General features: G+C 50.2%; 17 protein-coding genes. 5 read left to right on the top strand and 12 right to left on the bottom strand.

What is annotated here, in order from left to right; genetic code table 11:
- Nucleotides 1-158: 158 nt before the first annotated feature.
- Entirely contained in the window at nt 159-1,046 is an 888-nt protein-coding gene (locus tag CDA54_RS07395; protein WP_099034357.1) for a 1-aminocyclopropane-1-carboxylate deaminase/D-cysteine desulfhydrase, read from the top strand.
- Between the two features lie 59 nt (nt 1,047-1,105).
- A complete protein-coding gene (locus tag CDA54_RS07390) occupies nt 1,106-1,903 on the top strand; it encodes a DUF748 domain-containing protein (RefSeq protein WP_099034356.1) in 798 nt (265 codons plus the stop codon).
- A 682-nt stretch (nt 1,904-2,585) separates the two neighbouring features.
- Here CDA54_RS07390 and CDA54_RS07380 read toward each other — a convergent pair.
- From CDA54_RS07380 to CDA54_RS07350, 7 genes are all read right to left on the bottom strand, one after another.
- Nucleotides 2,586-2,954, bottom strand: coding sequence for a hypothetical protein (locus CDA54_RS07380; RefSeq protein ID WP_099034354.1), 369 nt, complete (start codon nt 2,952-2,954; stop codon nt 2,586-2,588).
- Between the two features lie 9 nt (nt 2,955-2,963).
- Nucleotides 2,964-3,314 carry a DUF4870 domain-containing protein gene (locus CDA54_RS07375; protein ID WP_099034353.1) on the bottom strand — a complete coding sequence of 117 codons (351 nt, stop codon included), beginning with the start codon at nt 3,312-3,314 and terminating at the stop codon, nt 2,964-2,966.
- 90 nt (nt 3,315-3,404) lie between these two features.
- Entirely contained in the window at nt 3,405-3,836 is a 432-nt protein-coding gene (locus tag CDA54_RS07370; protein ID WP_229748113.1) for a DUF192 domain-containing protein, read from the bottom strand.
- 35 nt (nt 3,837-3,871) lie between these two features.
- Nucleotides 3,872-5,053, bottom strand: a complete 1,182-nt coding sequence (locus tag CDA54_RS07365; RefSeq protein WP_099034352.1) for a hydroxymethylglutaryl-CoA reductase — start codon at nt 5,051-5,053, stop codon at nt 3,872-3,874.
- 310 nt (nt 5,054-5,363) lie between these two features.
- Nucleotides 5,364-7,976: a bifunctional aconitate hydratase 2/2-methylisocitrate dehydratase gene (acnB, locus tag CDA54_RS07360; protein WP_099034486.1), complete on the bottom strand. Its 2,613-nt coding sequence runs from the start codon at nt 7,974-7,976 to the stop codon at nt 5,364-5,366.
- A gap of 339 nt (nt 7,977-8,315) precedes the next feature.
- Nucleotides 8,316-9,152, bottom strand: coding sequence for an HDOD domain-containing protein (locus CDA54_RS07355; protein WP_099034351.1), 837 nt, complete (start codon nt 9,150-9,152; stop codon nt 8,316-8,318).
- Nucleotides 9,152-9,406 carry a DUF1289 domain-containing protein gene (locus tag CDA54_RS07350; RefSeq protein WP_099034350.1) on the bottom strand — a complete coding sequence of 85 codons (255 nt, stop codon included), beginning with the start codon at nt 9,404-9,406 and terminating at the stop codon, nt 9,152-9,154. Before CDA54_RS07350 ends, CDA54_RS07355 begins: the two co-directional genes overlap by 1 nt.
- Nucleotides 9,407-9,584: 178 nt before the next feature.
- On the opposite strand from CDA54_RS07350, the gene CDA54_RS07345 reads away from it, so the two are divergent.
- Both CDA54_RS07345 and CDA54_RS07340 read left to right on the top strand, forming a co-directional pair.
- On the top strand, nt 9,585-11,093 hold the full coding sequence (locus tag CDA54_RS07345; RefSeq protein ID WP_099034349.1) for a thymidine phosphorylase family protein: 1,509 nt from the start codon (nt 9,585-9,587) through the stop codon (nt 11,091-11,093).
- The gene (locus CDA54_RS07340; RefSeq protein WP_099034348.1) at nt 11,093-11,992 is read left to right on the top strand and encodes a ribose-phosphate diphosphokinase; all 900 of its coding nucleotides are present in this window, start codon (nt 11,093-11,095) and stop codon (nt 11,990-11,992) included. Before CDA54_RS07345 ends, CDA54_RS07340 begins: the two co-directional genes overlap by 1 nt.
- Before the next feature lie 49 nt (nt 11,993-12,041).
- Here the strand turns inward: CDA54_RS07340 and CDA54_RS07335 are convergent, their stop codons facing one another.
- The 3 genes from CDA54_RS07335 to CDA54_RS07325 all read right to left on the bottom strand — a co-directional run bounded on the left by CDA54_RS07335 (nt 12,042) and on the right by CDA54_RS07325 (nt 17,496).
- A complete protein-coding gene (locus tag CDA54_RS07335; RefSeq protein ID WP_099034347.1) occupies nt 12,042-15,170 on the bottom strand; it encodes an efflux RND transporter permease subunit in 3,129 nt (1,042 codons plus the stop codon).
- Nucleotides 15,171-15,179: 9 nt separating this feature from the next.
- On the bottom strand, nt 15,180-16,406 hold the full coding sequence (locus CDA54_RS07330; RefSeq protein WP_099034346.1) for an efflux RND transporter periplasmic adaptor subunit: 1,227 nt from the start codon (nt 16,404-16,406) through the stop codon (nt 15,180-15,182).
- A gap of 397 nt (nt 16,407-16,803) precedes the next feature.
- Nucleotides 16,804-17,496 (bottom strand): hypothetical protein, encoded by a 693-nt coding sequence (locus CDA54_RS07325; protein ID WP_099034345.1) that lies wholly within the window; start codon nt 17,494-17,496, stop codon nt 16,804-16,806.
- A 192-nt stretch (nt 17,497-17,688) separates the two neighbouring features.
- On the opposite strand from CDA54_RS07325, the gene CDA54_RS07320 reads away from it, so the two are divergent.
- The gene (locus tag CDA54_RS07320) at nt 17,689-18,087 is read left to right on the top strand and encodes an ExbD/TolR family protein (RefSeq protein WP_062482340.1); all 399 of its coding nucleotides are present in this window, start codon (nt 17,689-17,691) and stop codon (nt 18,085-18,087) included.
- A gap of 124 nt (nt 18,088-18,211) precedes the next feature.
- Here CDA54_RS07320 and lpdA read toward each other — a convergent pair whose 3' ends face one another.
- Both lpdA and aceF read right to left on the bottom strand, forming a co-directional pair.
- On the bottom strand, nt 18,212-19,633 hold the full coding sequence (lpdA, locus tag CDA54_RS07315; protein WP_099034344.1) for a dihydrolipoyl dehydrogenase: 1,422 nt from the start codon (nt 19,631-19,633) through the stop codon (nt 18,212-18,214).
- Between the two features lie 233 nt (nt 19,634-19,866).
- Nucleotides 19,867-21,636: a dihydrolipoyllysine-residue acetyltransferase gene (gene aceF / locus CDA54_RS07310; protein ID WP_099034343.1), complete on the bottom strand. Its 1,770-nt coding sequence runs from the start codon at nt 21,634-21,636 to the stop codon at nt 19,867-19,869.

Here is a 21,636-nt window from a genome sequence, read left to right as displayed (position 1 = left end):
GACAGCGCTGTCATTCATTTTTACGCCTTGTTAACAATAATGCAAGACTTGTAACAAATGGGCGTATTCTGTACTACCGATTAAAAAGTACTGGTGCGTATCATACCGGGGACCGTTACAATGTATTATTGAAATCCCGGCAGGTAAATTGGGGCGGAATGACCGCAACTATCGAGCAACAGCTAAATATCGTTACTCCCTCACCAGTGCAGCGTCTTAAAGTGAACTGGCCCGGCAGTGAAAAGCTCAGGTTGTTTATTAAACGTGACGATCTGATTCACCCGGTGATCAGTGGCAACAAGTGGCGCAAACTAAAATATGCTCTGAGCGGCGCGATAGATAACGGGGTCACAGAGATTATCAGCTTCGGTGGTGGTCATTCCAACCACCTGCACGCACTGAGTTATGCCTGCATGGAGCTGGATATTCGGCTTATCGCACTGGTTCGGGGAGATTACAGCGAGCACCCCACTGCCACACTTAAGGATCTGCAAAGCTGGGCAACTCAGATACATTTTCTGGATAAGAAAACTTATGCCAGACGCACAGAGCCTGATTTTATCAGGCAATGGCAAAGCGCTTACCCACAGGCTCTGATCATCCCGGAGGGGGGCAGCCAGAAACAGGCACTGGCCGGTGTAGGTGAGATTTATACTGAGCTGACAGAAGAATTTGATGCCATCGTCACCCCGGTGGGCAGTGGCGGCACTCTGGCCGGATTAATCACCGCTCAGCCCTTATCCACGCTAATTGGTATTGGCGTACTGAAAGGCGAAGGTTACCTGGAGCGACTGGTTACTGATTTACTGCCCGGGGGTATTCTCACACCATGGCAAATACTGCACCGGTTTCACTGTGGCGGTTATGCAAAGGTCTCTGCTGAATTAACCACATTTTGCCAGGACTTTAACCGGCAAACCGGCATCAATATTGAACCGGTATACAGCGGCAAGCTATTTTTTGCACTACAGCAATTAATAGCGGGAGATTATTTTAGCCCCGGCAGCAGGATCCTGGCACTGCATACCGGAGGCCTCAGAACCTGACAATTTGGGCTAACATAAGATACAGTCATTAACTTCAACCAACATTAAAGGGAATCAATATGAAAAAGCTACTGATCGGCATGGTAATCGTTATCGCATTAATCGCCGCTGGCGTGGTGTATATGGCCTCTAATCTGGATGAGCTTATTCGCACCCAGATGGAAACACAGGGCAGCAAAGCATTCCAGACCGAGGTAACGGTAGACTCGGTAGCGGTAGCGCTGCGTGAGGGCAGTATCACTATCGCGGGCTTTAATGTTCCTAACCCTCAGGGCTATTCAGATAACAGTGCCTTCAGCCTCGGAGAAATCAGTCTGGATTTGCAGGTTTCCACACAAGAGCCTTATACGGTGGAATCGCTGATAGTGGACAAACCCACGGTGCTGTATGAAGTGGACTCAGCAGGCAAAGCCAACCTGACGGTACTCAAAAATAACCTTCAGGCTATGTTGCCTGAGCAACAGCAAAGTACCGAAGAAACCGGTCCGTCACCCTTGGTTGCAGTAAAGAATATCAGTATTCGCGATACCCGGCTGATCATTGATTTTGAGTCTATGGATCTGCAGGGGCTGAATATTGAGGAACTGCAGTTGGATAAAAAACGCTATGAAGTGACTTTGCCCACGTTCAGTTCAGACCCTGTGGGTTTACCCGATGGCCTGCCAGCCGATCAGGTAGGTAAAGCCATCCTCGACAGTATGCTCAGCAATCTGACCCGCCAGGCCAAACAGAAAGCCAAAGAAGTACTGGAAGCTAAAGCCAAAGAAAAACTAAAAGAAAAAGTGGATGAAAAAACGGAAGAGCTGAAAGAAAAGGCCAAAGACAAGATAAAAGATCTGTTTAAAAAGGGCAGTTAAAGGCCTGATGGTTGGGATTGAGGTTTAAAGAGACATCGACCTCCCTGTCTTTTATGTCTCTCGTCCCTTCGAGCCAGTTACCTTTGTAAGGACACAAAGGTAACCGAAAAGTCCCTCGCTCAGGACAGCTTCTGATTCCGTTTCCGAAGCAGGCTTACTGTTATTCGTGCCATCCCTGGCACTCCCCCTCCGGGCCATCGTCGTTCCTCCGATGTTCAAATTCTTTCCCGAAGAATTTGTCGCACCGGCCTTAGGTAACATCCATGTAAGGGTGGCGGCCTCTGGCGAACGTCCCTTTTCGCCAGTTGGGTAAGCCAGCTTCTGCAACGGGAAGCTGTATTCGCGGTTAAGGCGGCTAAGCCGCCTGAATACCAAGCCATGGCCGGACTTAGTGTGGCGTTAGGGGCGTGCTTTCTTTTGGTTACTTTTCTTTGCACGAGCAAAGACAATTTGGTCGGGAACCAAATTGGACAGCTTTAGCTGGCCTGAAAGGCATTGGGCAGGGATGCCCAATGCAAAAGTCACTGGCACACCACGGACGGTGTGTCATACCTGCAGGGACAGCAAAGCTCTCTGAGTTGCCAGAGTATTTGAAAGGGTATAGAAAATGCCTGTTAGCTTAACTGACTGGCATTAAGCCTAAATATTATATTATCATTCCGGTGGCCTTCGCCACCGGGTTTCACAACAATTTAGCAATAAACTCTTCCAGCTCGCGCTCGTTATCACTGGCCAGCAACGGAATATCCAACAGAGGCCGGAAGCCCTGATTAATTCTGTCTTTAAACAGCGGGCCAACTTCACAGGCAATGCCAATACAGCCATGCTGGCTGATCAGCTTATAAGTTTCACCCAGTGCGTCCATCGCCTCATTGGTTACGGCCGCAACATTTTTAGGGTGTTCAAACAGGATCCAGTTTTCGACAGGCCCAGCAGCGGCCAGCACTCCCCGCTGATATCTGAGTAAGCCCGGACGGTTAAAACTACCCTCCGGCCAGGTATGCAGTACCTGACCTTGCAGCTCCAGCTTATACTCGCCGTGTTCCAGCATTGCTTAGACTTACTTGATCAGCCTTAGGGCAAAGGGTACGCGGAATAACTTTCCGTCATTCACAGCAACCGCACCCATAATGCAAAATACCAGATGGCAGATACCAAGAATGGGAAACAACAACGCGCCAATCAGCACAAAAGTGAGGATCACAGCGGCAAGATAAATCAATCCCGCAGTAATCGACCAGTTCAGAGATTCCTTCGCCTGATCAAATACGTAGGCGTCTTCTTTTTTTATAAAATAAAGCACCAGCCCCGGAATAAAACCAAAGAAAATGGTCCCTATCCAATTTAACAATGCCAGGTTCTTGGAATCCTGGCTGATACCGGTTTCATCAACTTTAAGAGAATCAGACATATTCACTCCTTGTTATCACTACTATCAAAAATACTGTTCATCAACTCTATCCGAGATTGCCATAAAACACTAATAAGACCAGCTTCCTGACTACTGAGCTTCAAGTACTTCGAAACGATCTCCCACCTGAATATCATTGTCGCGAAACCACCCCTGATTCATTTCCCAGGCATAGCTGGCGGCCTGTTCTGTGCCTACAGGAGTCAGGTCACGGGGCTGCATGGGCTTAATTACCAGAATCTCACCCTGTTCATCCACAAAAGCCACATCCAGGGGAATCAGCGTATTCTTCATCCACATAGATAATAACCGCGGCTCGCGGTACACAAATAGCATCCCGCAATCATCACATAAGGACTCGCGGTGCATCAGCCCTCTGGCCCTTTGCTCGGGACTTTGTGCCAGCTCCAGTGTCAGCACCTTGCCGGCTACCTTAATCTGAACCTGGCCAAATTCACTGGCCTGTAATGACAACGCCAAACAGGCAGATAACAACACTCCGATTCTGAATATCTTTCTCACAGCTCTCACTCGTATTGATGATACAACGATTTAGGTTAAGGCCTGTTTCTGCCCAATCGATCATGACTGGACACCCAGTGTCCGGCGATCACCGCACTGGCCAGAGAGATATCGCCCGCCAATACTGTGGCAGCCACAATTTCTGCCAGTTTATTGGCTTTACCTTTACCATAGCAATCCATCAGATTAAGGCATTCTTTCTGGGTTGGCAGACCAGTTCCACCGCCATAGGTGGCAACGATTAATGATGGCAGAGTTACCGACATATATAAATCATCATTATCCAGTAGTTCATGGGAAAGATGGCCCGCATGGGATTCAACCACATTGGCTTCATCCTGCCCGGTGGCAATAAAAAGAGAAGCAATACCATTAGCTGAATGGGGCCCGTTATAGGCAGCGCCCGCTATCCTGGCTCCGGTGTTAGACATGACAGCAGCTCTGGCCATCATTCTTGTATCCGTATGCAGCATTCGTTTAACCACATCTTTTTTAAGCACCGCCTCGGCGATCACTCTGCGGCCACGGGAATGGATCATATTCAGGTGAGAGTGTTTTTTATCCGTATCCATATTACCTGACAGCAGATAATCACAAGGGATGGGCGAATTTTCCTTAATCCATTCACTGGCTATCAAGGTTGCCTTACTGACCATATTCTGACCGGCAGCATCACCTGTGGTGTAGTTAAAGCGCAGATAACGGCTCCGCGCTACCGACCACTGTTCGATATGCATCAGTCTGGCAATGCTGCTGGTGCTTTCTGCCACAGCCGCAATCTTGCTGAAATTGTCACTGACCCACTGCCCAAAGTCCCTGGCCTGGCGGGCATTTTCAAACAAAAAAGCGGGGGCTCGCTGCATAAATTGTTCAACCACAGTAGTGGTCACCCCGCCGCACTCGTTCAGTACCCGCATACCACGGCTGTAGCTGGCCACCAATGTGCCTTCAGTTGTCGCCAGTGGCACATAAAAATCCCCCTGAGCGTATTCGCCATTAATATGCAAAGGCCCGGCTATACCCACCGGCATCTGCACGATACCGATAAAGTTCTCAATATTGCCGGGCAGTACCTGTGGGTCAATACTGAACTGACCGGTCTGTTCGAGAGGCTCACCGGTTTGCTGTTGCAGAAACTCCCGACGTTGCTGTGCGGATTCTGAACTGTAATCATTCCTTCGATCTCTTGGGATCTTCGGAGCACGGGATACTTTCATTGTGTGTCCTTTTACGTGTTGTGGCATCTACCTTAGCAAGTTGGCTGGAAGTTACCTATAGCTATTTATTGTCATCATCAGACAGAGAACTAAAGCATATTCCAGGCCATTGATATTGCAGCACTAATGTATAGCCAGAGTATGACAGTAACGGGGATACGGGGTAATACAGAGCAGAAGAAGGGCAACCCAACAAATTCGATTGCACGGTAATGGGGCAGGACTGGATATAGCGGGACGCAGACGTTTGCAGGTATCCACTAAAAAGCCGGGATAGACCCGGCTCTATTAATTCTCAGACTCGCTTATATCACGCCACATTAAGCGTGGGGATAATATTCTCTTTCGCCGACGCTTCTGCTTTCTTAAACTCATCCATACGGTCAAAGTTCAGATAGCGATAGACATCCGCAGACATGGAGTCAATCTTACTGGCGTATTGCAGGTACTCTTCAGCCGTAGGAATACGTCCAATAATCGCACCAACTGCCGCCAGCTCAGCAGAGGTAAGGTACACGTTGGCACCATCCCCGAGACGGTTGGGGAAGTTACGCGTAGAGGTAGACAATACGGTGCTTCCGGCTTCCACCCGGGCCTGGTTCCCCATACACAACGAGCAACCCGGCATTTCTGTGCGAACACCGGCACGACCGTATATGTTGTAGTACCCCTCTTCCATCAACTGAGCCTGATCCATCTTGGTGGGCGGTGACATCCACAACCGGGTGTTAAGTGGCTCTTTGTTCTGCTCAAGAAGCTTACCGGCTGCACGGAAGTGACCAATGTTGGTCATACAGGAACCGATAAACACCTCGTCCACATTGTCACCGGCCACTTCAGACAAGGTTTTTGCATCATCCGGGTCATTCGGGCAACAGACGATAGGCTCTTTGATGTCATTCAAGTCGATCTCAATTACCTCAGCATACTCAGCGTCTTTATCTGCGCGCATCAGCTGTGGATTGGCCAACCATTCTTCCATCTTTTCAGCCCGACGTTCCAGCGTCCGTGGGTCGCCGTAGCCTTCATTGATCATCCAGCGCAACATAGTGACGTTGGAGCGCAGGTATTCCGCCACAGACTCTTCTGACAGATTAATGGTACAACCCGCAGCAGAACGCTCGGCTGACGCATCAGAAAGTTCAAAAGCCTGCTCCGCGGTCAGATGCTCAAGGCCTTCAATTTCCAGAACCCGCCCGGAGAAAGCATTTTTCTTACCCTTTTTAGCTACGGTCAGTAAACCGTTTTTAATGCCGTACAAAGGAATGGCATGCACCAGATCCCTCAGCGTAATACCGGGTTGCATTTTGCCTTTGAAGCGCACCAGAATCGACTCCGGCATATCCAGCGGCATCACTCCGGTTGCCGCGGCAAAAGCCACCAGGCCGGAACCGGCCGGGAAGGAAATCCCCAGCGGGAAGCGGGTATGAGAATCACCACCTGTGCCTACCGTATCAGGCAGCAGCATCCGGTTCAGCCAGCTGTGAATAATGCCGTCGCCGGGGCGCAAAGACACACCGCCACGGTTCATAATAAAATCCGGCAGCGTGTGCTGGGTATCGATATCCACCGGCTTGGGATAAGCAGCAGTGTGGCAGAAAGACTGCATAGTCAGATCCGCGGAAAAACCCAGACAGGCCAGGTCTTTTAACTCATCACGGGTCATGGGGCCGGTGGTGTCCTGAGAGCCTACGGTGGTCATTCTTGGCTCACAGTAGGTACCGGGACGCATTCCCTCAACGCCACAGGCGCGACCTACCATTTTCTGTGCCAGGGTATAACCTTTATCTGAATCAGCAGGCTGTTCAGGCGTGCGGAAGAAATCCGCTGGCGGCAAGCCCAGAGACTCCCGGGCTTTCTCGGTTAAACCACGGCCGATGATCATATTGATACGACCACCTACACGCACTTCATCCAGGATCACTTTAGAGTTGTATTTATACTCCGCCAGTACTTCACCGGTTTCATGGTTTTTAATCACACCTTCATGGGGGTAGATGTCGATCACATCGCCCATTTCCATTTTGTCCACATCGGCTTCAAAAACCAATGCACCGGCATCTTCCATGGTATTAAAGAAAATCGGTGCCACCTTGGAGCCGAAACAGATCCCGCCGCTGCGCTTATTGGGTACGCCTGGCAAATCTTCACCGAAATACCACAGCACCGAGTTAGTGGCCGATTTGCGCGAAGAACCGGTGCCCACTACATCACCGATAAAGGCAACAGGATGGCCCTTCGCTTTGATCTCTTCGATTTGCTTAAGAGGTCCAATTTCACCTTGCTGTTCTGGTTTCAGGCCCTCACGCTCCATTTTGTACATGGCACGGGCGTGCAGAGGAATATCAGGGCGTGACCAGGCATCAGGAGCCGGACTTAAATCATCAGTATTGGTCTCACCGGTCACTTTAAAGATGGAAACGGTAATCTTGTCAGCCAACTCTGGCTTGCTGGTAAACCATTCGGCATCTGCCCAGGATTGAATGATTTCCCTGGCATACTGATTACCCGCTTTGGCTTTTTCTTCCACATCATGAAACGCGTCAAACATTAGCAGTGTATGTTTGAGTTCCTCTGCAGCCTGCTCTGCCAGATCATCATTATCCAGCAATTCCACCAGCGGCTCGATATTATAACCACCGTGCATATTTCCCAGCAGCTGCACTGCGGCATCTTTGTTTATAAGAGGAGAGCTGTCCTGACCACGGACGATTGCAGCCAAAAAAGCACCTTTCACATAGGCAGCTTCATCCACTCCCGGCGGCACCCGCTCGGAAATCAGTTCCAACAGAAAATCTTCTTCACCTTTGGGGGGATTTTTCAACAATTCAACCAGGCTGGTAACCTGCTCGGCATTTAATGGCTTGGGGGGGACACCTTCAGCGGCGCGTTCTGCAACGTGTTGACGATATGCTTCTAACACTATGTGGTCCTCATAATAGGCTGCAACTGACATCTCAGGATTGAAATATCTGTGCACAGATAACTTAAACCGGGGGATTATAAGTGTTTAAAACACAAAATTAAATTTAACTGACCTTTAGATCACTTATAGCCAATATAAATAGCAATGATGTTGTTTAAAAATTGATAAAGCTTATGAATAAGATAAGAACCATTCTCAATTGCCTGAGGAAGATTTGTATCGCTCTCTACTCTGTGCTCGTAAACTGTTTAGTTTCGCATAATAGAGATCACGGTTGGCAGATCTGAGTTTGTGTTCACTGGAAAGGGCAAAGCTGGGGATAATCTTGCCGGATTGTCAGAAAAGTTCCGGATTCATTACAGCGAGGAGTTTATGGGCATCCATCCGGGTAAATTTAATAATGTCCTGCACATCAGTGGGCTCCAGCTTTAGTTTCTTCAACGCCACTGGCGAGAGCAGGTTATCCAGTTTGTAACGGGCATCGACCATATGAAGTGCAAGCCTGAAGCTCAGATGACCAATGGCCAGATCTTTGCCACAGGCAATTTTAACCTCATCATGCATATGCTCAATGATATAGCTGAACTGATTGGGAAGCTGCCACTGTTGCAGAATTAAAGCCGAGCACTGCGTGTAGGTAAAACCGAGCAAGCGCTGCTGTCTCTGCCAGGGCAGTTCCTGTTCGTCATATTTACTGCATTCTGATACACGCTCAGGCTGCTGGGCTGCTAACACCAACTCGCTGAGCTGATGTAATAAACCGGCGACAAAATACTCATCGCTTCCTCTGACCTTGCTGACCCGGGCCAGTTGTTTGGCAGCAAGGCCGGCAAACACACTCTGTTGCCAGAAGCGGCGAACATCCACCGCATCATTGGCAAAATGACGGAAAGCAGAACTGGCGGTTTCGGCCAGAGCAAGGTTATACAGCGCCTCACCGCCGATGACATTGACCGCCTTGGTGATAGAGTTAACCTGCGCAGGGAAGCGGAACAGCGCGCTGTTGGCCAGTTTTAACAACTTTGAGCTTAAGGAAGGATCCAGCGCAATCACATCGGCAATGTCTGCTGAATCGGTAATGGGATCATCGAGCAGGCTGCGTATTTTCGAGCAGCTTTGTGGTAAAGCGAAAGACTGACCCGCATACCTGGCTACGTCTTGTGCACTGCGCATTATTCCTCACCTCCCAAAAACAACGTTCCCTGCCGCATTTTCGCCTGATCATTCTTAGGCTGTGCAGCAAGCTCTGCTTTACGTTTACGTCTGTTGCAGGCTTTGATGATACGCCTTTTTACCTCATCATCCAGTTGATGCCAGTAAAGCCGTTCATCTCTGGAACGATAGCAACCCAGACAATACCCGGTCTTACCTGACTGGCAGACGCCAATACAGGGGCTGGGAATATCGAAAAACTCAAGTTGCTGCATCCGGATTCATCAAATTGCCAAAAGCCATGTCATTATACGACCTGACAGCGATAACACATACCCTGTGAGGGCAATTGGAATAAACCGGTTGATCCACATCAACCATGTACTGATGCTATTCGCTATACTGCGTTATCAATATGTTCGTTACAGTATGGATTTATGATTATAAAAGCCAATGAAAAAGCGTAATACCCTCAAGGCCATAGATATGGGTATCAATACCCATCATGAACCGGTCATCTACATGCGGGAAGACTGTGAAATCTGCCAGTCGGAGGGTTTCAGCGCCAACTCCAGGCTGCTGCTTGAGTGCGACGGACAGTCCATTATCGCCACCCTTAACATTGTTGATAACCCGGTATTAGCCAAAGGCTATGCCGGATTATCGAAAGTCGCCATGCAAAGGCTAATGGCTGAAGAAGGGAGCATCCTGGATATCAGCCAGGCTCCTGTGGTGTCGTCGTTAGCAGCAGTAAGAAAAAAAATCTTCGGAAACCGGCTCTCCAACAATGATCTGCAGGGCATCATCACGGATATCGGTAGGCACCGTTACAGCGATATAGAAATTGCCAGCTTCCTGAGTGTCTGTGCAGGGAGCCGCCTGAATGTAAATGAGATCATTGGTCTGACTCTGGCGATGGTCAATTCAGGGAAACGCCTGGCTTGGCCAGACCATGAGAAAGTATTCGATAAACACTGTATTGGCGGCTTACCAGGTAACCGCACCACCCCTATTGTGGTCTCCATTGCCAGCGCTGGCGGGCTGATTATTCCCAAGACATCCTCGCGGGCCATCACCTCTCCTGCCGGTACCGCCGACACCATGGAAACTATGGCCAATGTGAACTTATCCATATCGGATATACGCCGCGTCGTAGCACAGAACGGTGCCTGTCTTGCCTGGGGAGGAGCGGTTAATTTAAGCCCAACCGATGATTTGCTGATCCGTATTGAACGGGCTCTGGATCTTGATGGCGAAGGCCAGTTGATCGCCTCGGTATTGTCTAAAAAGATAGCCGCAGGTTCCACCCATGTGGTGATTGATGTGCCTGTGGGAGAAACAGCCAAAATACGCAGCCATACCGACGCCGAACGCCTGATATCATTGTTTGAACAGGTTGGCGAAGCCTGCTCTCTGGTGGTGCGTTGTGTCATCACCGATGGCAGTCAGCCCATAGGCCGTGGTATTGGTCCGGTGCTGGAAGCACGGGACCTGCTCGCTGTATTACAAAATCAACCCGATGCCCCGCAAGATTTACGTAACAGAGCCTTATTGCTGTCTGCGCATCTGTTTGATCTGGCTGAGCAGTGCGGTCTGGAATCCGGGCTGGAAAAAGCCAGAGATTTGCTCGACAGTGGTGCGGCCTGGAAGCAGTTTCAGCGAATCATAAAGGCGCAGGGAGAGGTGAAAAAAATATCACCTGCAAAATACCAACATACAGAAAAGGCGGAACATAATGGCATGATAAACGCCATCGATAACCGTCAGCTGGCCAGACTGGCAAAACTGGCCGGTGCCCCATCAAGTCCGGTTGCCGGGTTGTACCTGCATACGAAAGTAGGACAAATGGTAACCACTGACGCCCCTCTGTTTACTTTGTACAGCAATTCACAGGGAGAACTGGACTATGCCATGGCCTTTTATCAACAGGCCGAGATTTTCAGCATTAAGGAAACTCAGTAATGACCTCAGCGCCTATTGTCTTCAGCCTGTCTTCACATCCACTGGCAGAGTCTCTGCCTGAAGTTCTGAATGCCGAGACCGGCAAACTTAATACCCGGTTATTCCCGGATGGAGAGAGTTATCTGCGTATTGATACACAGGTGAGCCAACGGGATTGCATTGTGCTTATTGACCTGTGCCAACCAAACGATAAATACCTGCCGTTAATATTTCTGACCGAAACCTTAAGGGAACTGGGCTGTCGTTCCGTAGGGATTGTAGTGCCCTATCTTAGTTATATGCGCCAGGATATCCGTTTTCAGCAGGGTGAAGCGGTCACCTCAAGAGTCTTTGCAGGCGCTTTATCGACACATATTGACTGGTTGGTCACGGTTGATCCGCACCTGCACCGTTACCATTCACTGGGTCAGATTTACACAGTGCCCTCTGTGGTCGTGCAGGGCGCTCCGGCACTGGCTGACTGGCTGAAGCCAAAGTCGTCATTATTACTGGTGGGGCCCGATGAAGAAAGTGAACAGTGGGTTAAGGCCATTGCCAGAGACAGTGGCCATGCTTATGTGATCGGTACAAAACAACGTTTTGGTGACAGGGATGTAACCATCAGCCTTCCGGATCTGCAACAGCACAGGCACAAAACCGCGGTAATTATTGATGATGTCATTTCCAGCGGTCAGACGATTGTGCAAACCGTCAAAGCGTTACAACAACAAGGTTTTAGCAAAATAGATGCCGCAGCAGTGCATGGCATCTTTGCCAATCAGTCCGATCAACTGCTGAAACAAACCGGCATTGGTCAACTGGTCACTTGTAATACTATTCCACACTCATCGAATAACGTGGATATCACCTCTTTACTTATACCGGCTATTCAAGTGTGTCTGCAGAAAATGACCGGCTGAGATGATGATCCCCGGTACCCTATTTCGCAGTATCGGGGATTACAAAAGGTCAGTTTTGATTCTGCACCACGGCCCGTCGCTCGCTTAAATAAAACAACACCGGGATCACCAGTAATGACACCAATGGTGCCAGTATCATGCCGCCCAGCATAGGCGCGGCGATACGCTGCATCACCTCATGGCCGGTGCCTGTGGTCAGCATGATGGGCAGCAGGCTGGCGATCACCGTCAGCACTGTCATGGCCTTAGGCCGGATCCGCTGCACCGCCCCCTCAATAATGGCCTCGTACAGACCACTTAAGGATTTTAGTTGCTGGTCCTGCCAGGCGTGGTTCAGATACAGGTACATAATCACCCCGAATTCGGCCACCACACCGGCCAGGGCGATCATGCCCACCACCACCGCCACAGAGAGATTAAACTGCAGATACCAGAGTAACCACAGACTGCCGGTCAGCGCCAGCGGCAAGGTCAGCATCACCACCAGGCTCTGCTTCCAGCTCGACAGAGTGATAAACAGCAGGATCAGAACGATCAGCAAGGTCAGCGGAATCAGTTTCGCCAGACTGGCTTCCACCCTTTGCAGTGATTCATACTGACCTGACCAGGATACCGTGTAGCGCGGCGGTAACTGCAACTCTTTATCCAGCAGCGCTCTGGCCTGTTGCAGGTATTCGCCGATGGAAACATCCTGAATATCAATAAAGGTCCAGCCAACCGGACGCGCGTTCTCGCTTTTGATCATCGCCGGGCCTTCCACTATCTCCAGTGCTGAGAGTTTCGACAGTGGAATATAGGCGCCCTCCTCGGTGCTGACAGGAAGCTCTCTGAGCTTGTCCAGATTATCACGCCAGTGCCTGGCAAAACGCAGATTAATGGGATAGCGCTCGTTACCTTTGACCACCTGATCCACTTCCATACCGCCGATGGTGTAGCGCACCAGATCATGCAGTTTGCTGACATTCATGCCGTACTCCGCCAGGGCATTCAGATCAGGCTCCAGTTCCAGATAACGGCCACCGGCAACCCGTTCAGAATAGACCGATGCGGTGGCAGGCAACTGGTTTAGCAGCTTCTCAACCTGCTGGCCGATCTGTTCGATCTGCGCCATATCCGGGCCGGATATTTTCAGGCCCAGAGGAGTCTTGATGCCGGTGGAAAGCATATCGATGCGGGTCTTAATCGGCTGTACCCAGGCATTAGTCAGCCCCGGAAACTGAACCTTGTTTTGTAATTCCTGCTTGAGCTTTTCCAGTGTCATGCCCTTGCGCCACTGATCTCTGGGTTTCAGCTGAATCGTGGTTTCCAGCATGGTCAGTGGCGCCGGGTCGGTGGCGGTCTCTGCTCTGCCCACTTTGCCGAATACGGTTTTCACCTCAGGTAATTGTTTGATCAACCTGTCTGTCTGCTGCAGAAGCTGGGCGGCTTTGCCGGCACTCACTCCCGGCAGCGTGGTGGGCATATAGAGTAAATCGCCCTCATCGATCTGCGGCATAAACTCTTTACCAAGATGTGTCAGCGGGTAATAACCAGACGCCAGCAACAGAGCAGCAAGCAACAAGGTTAACTTAGGAAAGGCCAGCACCGCACGCAAAACCGGCCGGTACAGGGCAATCAGTGAGCGGGACAGCAGATTGCGGTGCTCAGGGACGATATTACCCCGTACCCAGTATCCCAGCAGCACAGGCACCAGCGTGACCGCCAGCAAGGCCGAAGCGGCCATGGCGAATGACTTGGTCAGTGCCAGTGGCGTAAACAACCTACCCTCCTGACCTTGTAGCGCAAACACCGGAAAGAAACTGACGGTAATAATCAACAGGGTCAGAAACAACGCCGGGCCTACCTGTTGTGACGCCTGAATCACCAGTTGCCAGTGCTCGGACTTATCCGGTTTGCGGCCGTGTTTTTCGGCAAACTTTTCCAGAGTCTTATGCAGATTTTCGATCATCACAATGGCGGCATCCACCAGCGCACCGATGGCGATGGCAATGCCCCCAAGGCTCATAATATTGGCGCTGATCCCCAGCACTTTCATCACCAAAAACGCCATCAGCAAAGCCAGTGGCAACACAATGATGGCCACCAGCGTCGAGCCCAGATGCCACAAAAATACCAGCAGCACCACGGATACAATGGCCATCTCCATGATCAGCTTGTCAGACAGGTTGTCTACGGAGCGCTGGATAAAATCAGAGCGATCATAGGTGGTCACCACCTCCACGCCATCTGGCAAGGATGAGGACAGCTGTTGCAGCTTGTCTTTAACTCTGGCGATCACCTCGCGGGCATTTTCGCCGCTGCGCATCACCACAATGCCGCCGACCACTTCACCTTCACCGTTGAGCTCAGCAATCCCCCGGCGCAGCGAGGGCCCCAGGCGAATGTCGGCCACATCTTTGAGTTGCAGCGGAATACGGGCGCTGTTTCGCTTGCCCAAAGGAATTTTTTCAAAATCCTCTAATTCGGTCAGATAACCTTTGGCCCTGAGCATATATTCGGCTTCGGCCATCTCAATACTGGCGCCACCGGCCTCAGCGTTATTGTTGCGTATGGCCTCAAGCACATCATTAACAGACAGTTGATAGCTGGCCAGTGTGAGCGGATCCAGCACTATCTGGTAGGTCTGAGTCATGCCCCCAACCGTGGCCACTTCTGACACCCCGGCCACCGACTGCAGTTCCTGTTTTAAAAACCAGTCCTGCAGGCTCTTCAGTTGAGCCAGATTCAGACTATTACTGCTATCTTTAAGGGCATACTGATACACCCAGCCCACACCGGAAGCATCGGGCCCAAGCTGTGGCTGCACCGATGGGGGAAGCTGAGAAGCCGCCTGATTCAGGTATTCCAGTACCCGGGAGCGGGCCCAGTAAATATCCGTACCGTCTTCAAAGATCAGATACAGATAAGAATCGCCGTAAAAGGAAAAACCGCGCACGGTTTTCGCCCCCGGCACCGCCATCATAATATTGGCCAGCGGGTAAGTGACCTGCTGCTCCACTAATTGCGGGCTCTGACCCGGATAAGGGGTCTTGATGATCACCTGCACATCGGACAGATCCGGAATCGCATCCACATTCAGGCTGCGCATGGCCTGCCAACCGGCAACCGCAAGGGCTGCCATCAGCAGCAATACCAGTGCGCGCTGACGAACACAAAAAGCAATAAGCCTGGCTAACATATTGCCTCCTTAGTGGCCTGCATGGGGATCGGCATCAAGACGACCCAATCCACCAGCAAGACTGGCTTCGGAGTCCAGCAGAAACTGCCCGGAGGTCACCACCCGCTCACCTTCTGAGAGTCCATGCAGAATTTCGGTTTTACCCTGGGCCTGCATACCGGTTTCTACCCTGCGTACCGCGAACGCGTTGTCGTCGGTCTGTACTACTACCCGATCTGAATCCGCGCCGCGGATCACCGCCGACGAGCTGACCACCAGCACATCGCGGAGGGGCCCGCCAAAAATCTCCACCCTGGCTGTCATCCCTGCTTTGATGCGTCGTAGCGGATTATCCAGCTTCAGCCTGACTTTAAGGCTGCGGGTCACCGGGTCTAACTGAGGGTAAATATAATCAATGGTGGCCTCGGCATCATGCACACCGATTCCGGAAAAATGAATACTGGCCGGGCGGCCCTCTTCGAGCCAGTCAAACTGGTTCTCAAAAACATCGGCAATCACCCACAGTTTACTCAAATCAGCAATGGCGAGCATTTCTATGTCCGGGGTCACATACATTCCATGTCGCACATTCAGCTCGGTGATCACGCCTGAGCGCTTCGCATAAAAGGGCACGGTATAAAGAGACTGGCCGGTATCTTCGAGTTGTTTAATCACCTCATCATCGATACCCAACAGCTTTAGACGCAATCGCCCCTGCTGCAACATGCGCTGCTGATTCCGGCCATTGTTGTGTTGCAGCACCTGCAAATAATCATCCTGAGCCACTACCAGCTCAGGGGAGTACAAAGTAAATAACAGCTCGCCCTTTTCGACCGGCTCACCTACCGCATGAGGGGTCAGTGATTCCAGCCAGCCGGACACCCGGGGGTGAATATGGCTGATATCGGCCTCATCAAAGGTGGCCGTGCCCAGGGTCTGGATATATTTCCACAAATCATCCCGACGCACCGGCTCAGTAACCAGCGACATGGCCTGTTGCATCTGGCCGCTGACTGTAATCTGCCCCTGATTATCATCTGAGCCCACTGAACGTATGACAGGCTCCAGATCCATACCGCAGATGGGACATTGCCCGGGGTGATCTTTAACGATATGACTATGCATCGGGCACACATATTGTATCTGCCCGGTTACAGGATCCTCGCCGGCGACGTGCTCAGTCTGAGAGCCGGTCACGGGCAAGGCTAACACCAGCAAAGGCAACATCAACAATAATGCTGTTGTCGGAAATTTCATATTGATCTCCTGAAAAATAAAACCGTGTGAAAGGGGCGAGACCCATTTCAACGAATAACACGTTATTCAGTGGTATTGATTCACTTTCAGGATTTTGGTGGACGAAAAGGTCCGGACGGAGAGGCACTTATGGGATGATACCCTGAGGGACGATAATCTAACGTAGAGGCTGATGGAAAAACAGTAATGCCTGAGTGTAAGGCGGCAGCACAACTGATAACACATTGGCAACCGTATTGCTCACAGCAGCCAGTTTGCTCCTCATATGCAGAAGCCCCCTGATCACAACACTCATGTTCCATCGTCATAGTCTGATGATTATCCAGTGGCACAGCCTGACTCACAGGGCTAAACACACCCATGATGAAAATCAGAACAAGAAAATACACCACATGTTTCAACGGACTCTGTACCTCAGTTTACGCCAGTTAGGTTTTAACAGGCTGTGATAAAGCATTATAAACCCGCTCAGGGTAAACAACCAGGCGGCAATTGCCAAGCTAATCAGCAAGGGATTATTGAAATCTGTACGATTTTCAAAGTCGAGTATATGCAACATCCAGAAAAAATCGAACACACGCCACAGGTCGGAACGCACACTGATGATCTCTGCTGAATAGGGATGCAAATAAAAACTGGTATTTATCCAGTCATCAAAGTCCACCCGGTAAAGAGGCCCCTGCCGGCCCCGGACTTCATCTGGCAACTGCGACAATAGCTTTGCATTAATGGCGTTGCCCTGCCCCAGGTAACGGGTTTGAGCACGCCCTTTGGCCTGCCCTGCATTGATCATTGACAGCTTATGCCCTGTAACAGGATCCAGAAAATGATGATGCCCCTGAAAGTCAGTCGCCTGAAGAGCCAATAGATCCGGACGCCGAACCCATTCCCAGGCCCGCCACTGAGAAAAGTCGACATGGGTGACAACTGGCTGCGCAGCCGTTATTTCCTGCCGGGGTTCAACCAGATGATTACCGCGTACCATATCCAGTGGAATAACGCTCATCACCACGCCACCACTGATCCAAAGCAATACCTGAACCCCCAGTGCTAACCCCAACCATTTATGCCACTTTCGCCAGAACTTCATCGTTTACTATCCACTTTCAGGTCTCAGTTTTTTAAGATCACCCTTGTCAATGACGGACTAAAAGGGTATAAATCCGGATTATCTTTACGTTTAATTTACCTAAAGTCGATACGGTTCCTGTTTTTTATTCAGGATCACTCTGTAAAACATTCCAGAGGCTGGCTTTAAACTGGTTATTGAAGGAATCCAAGTATGAAGAAAAAGCACGGTTCAGAGTCAGAAGACGCAAGCATTGATATGACTCCGATGTTAGACATCGTCTTTATCATGTTGATCTTCTTTATCGTGACAACCTCCTTCGTGAAGGAGAAGGGGCTTATTGTAAATCGCCCGGATGATCAGCAACAAACCAACAAGCCCAGCAAAAACGTTTCTATTCGCATTGATGAAAACGGTTTTATTTATATGAATAATCGTCAAATCGATATTAAGCGGGTTGAAGCGAACGTTCAGACCTTCCTGGCCGAAAACAATACTGACTCTGCGGTAGTGCAGGCTGCCGAGAAAACCAAGCATGGTGTGGTGGTTGAAGTACTCAACCAGATTACCCGTGCGGGCGTACCCAAACTCTCTGTAGTTGTGAAAAACTAGCGTAGATTGAAAAATTCAGAAAAAGCCCGGGTTTAGCCCGGGCTTTTTTATATGCACATAAAAAATGCCAGTCAGGTAATACTGACTGGCATTAATCGTTTTTCGGACAAAAAGAAGGTTTAAGTTACTTTTTCTTGGCCTTAGGGTTCGGCATATCAGTGATACTACCTTCGTAGATTTCCGAGGCCAGGCCGATGGACTCATTTAGCGTGGGGTGAGCATGAATTGTCAGCGCCACATCTTCAGCATCGGCACCCATCTCAATCGCCAGGCCAATCTCACCCAGCATTTCACCGGCGTTGATACCGATAATGGCACCGCCCACTACACGACCGGTGTCTTTTTCAAAGATCATTTTGGTCATGCCCTCTGTGCGACTCGAGGCGATAGCACGGCCAGAAGCTGCCCAGGGGAAGGTGGCGGTTTCAACGTCCACGCCTTTTTCTTTGGCTTCTTTTTCGGTCAGTCCCACCCAGGCAATTTCGGGATCCGTATAAGCTACAGAAGGAATGCCACGGGGATCAAAGTAGTGTTTCTGACCAGCAATGACTTCAGCTGCTACATGGCCTTCATGCACCGCCTTATGCGCCAGCATGGGCTGACCAACCAGATCACCGATAGCGTAAATATGCTCTACATTGGTTTTCAGTTGCTTATCAACACTGATAAAGCCTTTGTCATCTACTTTAACACCGGCCTTGTCCGCATCAACAGCGCCACCGTTAGGCTTACGACCCACTGCGACCAATACTTTGTCATAGCGCACGGGTTCATCAGGGGCTTGTTTGCCTTCAAAGGTCACATACAGGCCGTCTTTTTTCGCTTCGACATTGGTAACCTTGGTTTCCAGCATCACGTTAAATTTGTCTTTAACGAATTTCTGGTAAATCTTGATCACGTCTTTATCAGCAGCAGGGACCAGTTGGTCCAGGAATTCGACAACGTCAATCTGTGAGCCCAGAGCCTTATATACTGTGCCCATTTCCAGACCGATAATCCCACCGCCCAGAACCAGCATTTTCTCCGGGATATCCTTCATTTCCAGTGCACCGCTGGAGTCAATCACTCTGTCATCATCTTTGGGGATAAAGGGCAGAGAGACGGGTTCAGAACCCGCTGCAATAATTGCATTTTCGAATTTGATGGTCGTCTTACCGTCTTTGCCATCAACTTCCAGCGTGTTGGCACCGGTAAATTTACCATAACCCTGTACATGCTTAACCTTGCGCATTTTTGCCATTCCCGCAAGGCCTTTGGTCAACTGGCCAACGACGCTGTCTTTCCAGCTGCGAACCTTGTCCAGATCGATCTTCGGCTCACCAAAACTCACCCCATGATCGCCCATTTCGCGCGCATCATCGATGACTTTGGCCACATGTAATAAGGCCTTGGAAGGTATACAACCGACATTTAGACAAACACCACCAAGGGTGTCCCGGCCGTCTACGATCACGGTTTCAATGCCTAAATCCGCCGCACGAAAAGCGGCGGAATACCCACCTGGTCCGGCTCCAAGCACCACCAGTTGTGTTTTAATTTCGCTCATTTGTGACCTCTATCATTCAGGGGTAAAAGTTCGTTGTTTTTGTTCAGGATACAGACGGGCGAATTCTACCTAGCCCGCCGGGCAGAAGCAAAAAAACGACCTGAGTCATTCTCTGCCTCTTTGATTAATCCTTTCCCGCAATCCGCTTCACTTCCTGACGGGCTACATAATCCCTTAAGGGGGTAGCCCGGATGCAGCGAAGCGGAATCCGGGATCAGTATTATTTCTCTTCTCTACAGCAACATCTCTCTGATATCGCCCATTACGCGGCTCAGATGCACCGCAAAGCGTGCCGCAACGGCACCATCGATGACCCTATGGTCATAGGACAGTGACAAAGGCAACATTAGACGAGGCTCAAAGTCTTTACCATTCCACTTTGGTTTCATCTCACTTTTAGATACGCCCAGTATCGCCACATCAGGTGCATTAACAATGGGTGTAAATGCAGTACCACCGATACCACCAAGACTGGAAATCGTAAAACAACTGCCCTGCATATCGGCTGCTTTAAGCTTGCCATCCCGGGCTTTGCCGCTAATCTCCATCAATTCTTCAGACAACTCATGGATACCCTTTTTATCCACATCCCGCACTACCGGGACCACGAGACCGCCTGGGGTGTCAACAGCAATACCGATATGGTAATACTTCTTCTGAATCAGACTCTCGCCGGACTCAGACAAAGAAGTATTAAATACCGGATAGGCCTTAAGGGCATCTGCGGCGGCTTTCATAATAAATACCAGCGGCGTGATTTTAACGCCCAACTTTTTCTTTTCAGCGATCTGATTCTGTTCCTTTCGGAACGCTTCAACATCGGTGATATCCGCTTCTTCAAACTGCGTAACATGAGGAATAGTAACCCAGTTACGATGCAGATTCGGTCCGGAAATCTTCTGAATCCGGGTCAGCGGTACCTCTTCCACTTCACCAAATTTTGAGAAGTCTACTTTAGGTGGCGCCAGCACCTGCAATCCACCGCTACCGCTGCCCACGGATGAGCCTGCTGTCATTTTCGGCCGCGACAGCTCATATTTCACATAAGACTGCACATCTTCTTTAACGATCCGACCTTTGCGCCCTGTACCCTTAACCTGATTCAGATCGACACCAAATTCCCGCGCTACTCTGCGCACAGCGGGCGAAGCATGAATCGTCCCCTTGCTGGCTTTTTCACCGGCGGAAGGATGGTGAGGAACCGGAGGCGGTTTGGGAGCACCGGAAGACTGACTTTTCGAATCAGAATCGCTCTGATCTTTGTCTTTGTCCTGCGTCTCTTTCGTGTCTTTGCTTTCTGTTTCTGATTCCTCAGCAGAAGAGGCCTCATCACTGCTCTCTTCCTGAGTCTCAATCAGTGCGATTAACGTGCCCTGACTGACCTTGTCACCGTTTGAAACTTTTAGCTCTTTCACCACTCCGGCAAATGGCGCCGGTACATCCATGGTGGCCTTATCGGTTTCCAGTGTGATCAGCCCGGTTTCCGCTTCTACTTCATCGCCTACGGCCACCAGCACATCGATGACATCCACTTCACCATCATCACCAATATCCGGCACCTGCACTTCTTTGACCGTCTTTTCGCCGCCAGAAGACTTTTGTTTGTCGTCTTTTCCTTCCTTGTCTTCCTTGTCAGCTTTATCGGCCTTATCTGCTGTCCCGCTCTGTTTATCCTGACTCTCTTCTGAGGAAGATGATTCAGAAGACGGCTCTTCATTGTCAGACTCCTCAGAGTCCTTGTCATCACCTTCGCTGCCGGCGTCATCACTGGCTTCAACTTTCATGATCAGCTTACCTTCAGCGATCTTGTCACCTACTTTCACCTGAATTTCAGCCACTTTTCCGGCAAAAGGCGCGGGAATATCCATACTCGCCTTGTCGCTTTCAACCGTGATCAGCGATTGCTCAGCTTCGATTTCATCACCGACCTCCACACAGAGCTCAATGATTTCAACTTCTTCCCCGCCAACATCGGGGACCAGTACATCTTTAGTATTTGACAT

The organism is Lacimicrobium alkaliphilum (assembly GCF_002591895.1).
Lineage (GTDB): Bacteria > Pseudomonadota > Gammaproteobacteria > Enterobacterales > Alteromonadaceae > Lacimicrobium > Lacimicrobium alkaliphilum.
The sequence above is the reverse complement of the archived record's forward strand: the minus strand, read 5'-3'. Positions and strand labels throughout refer to the sequence as shown.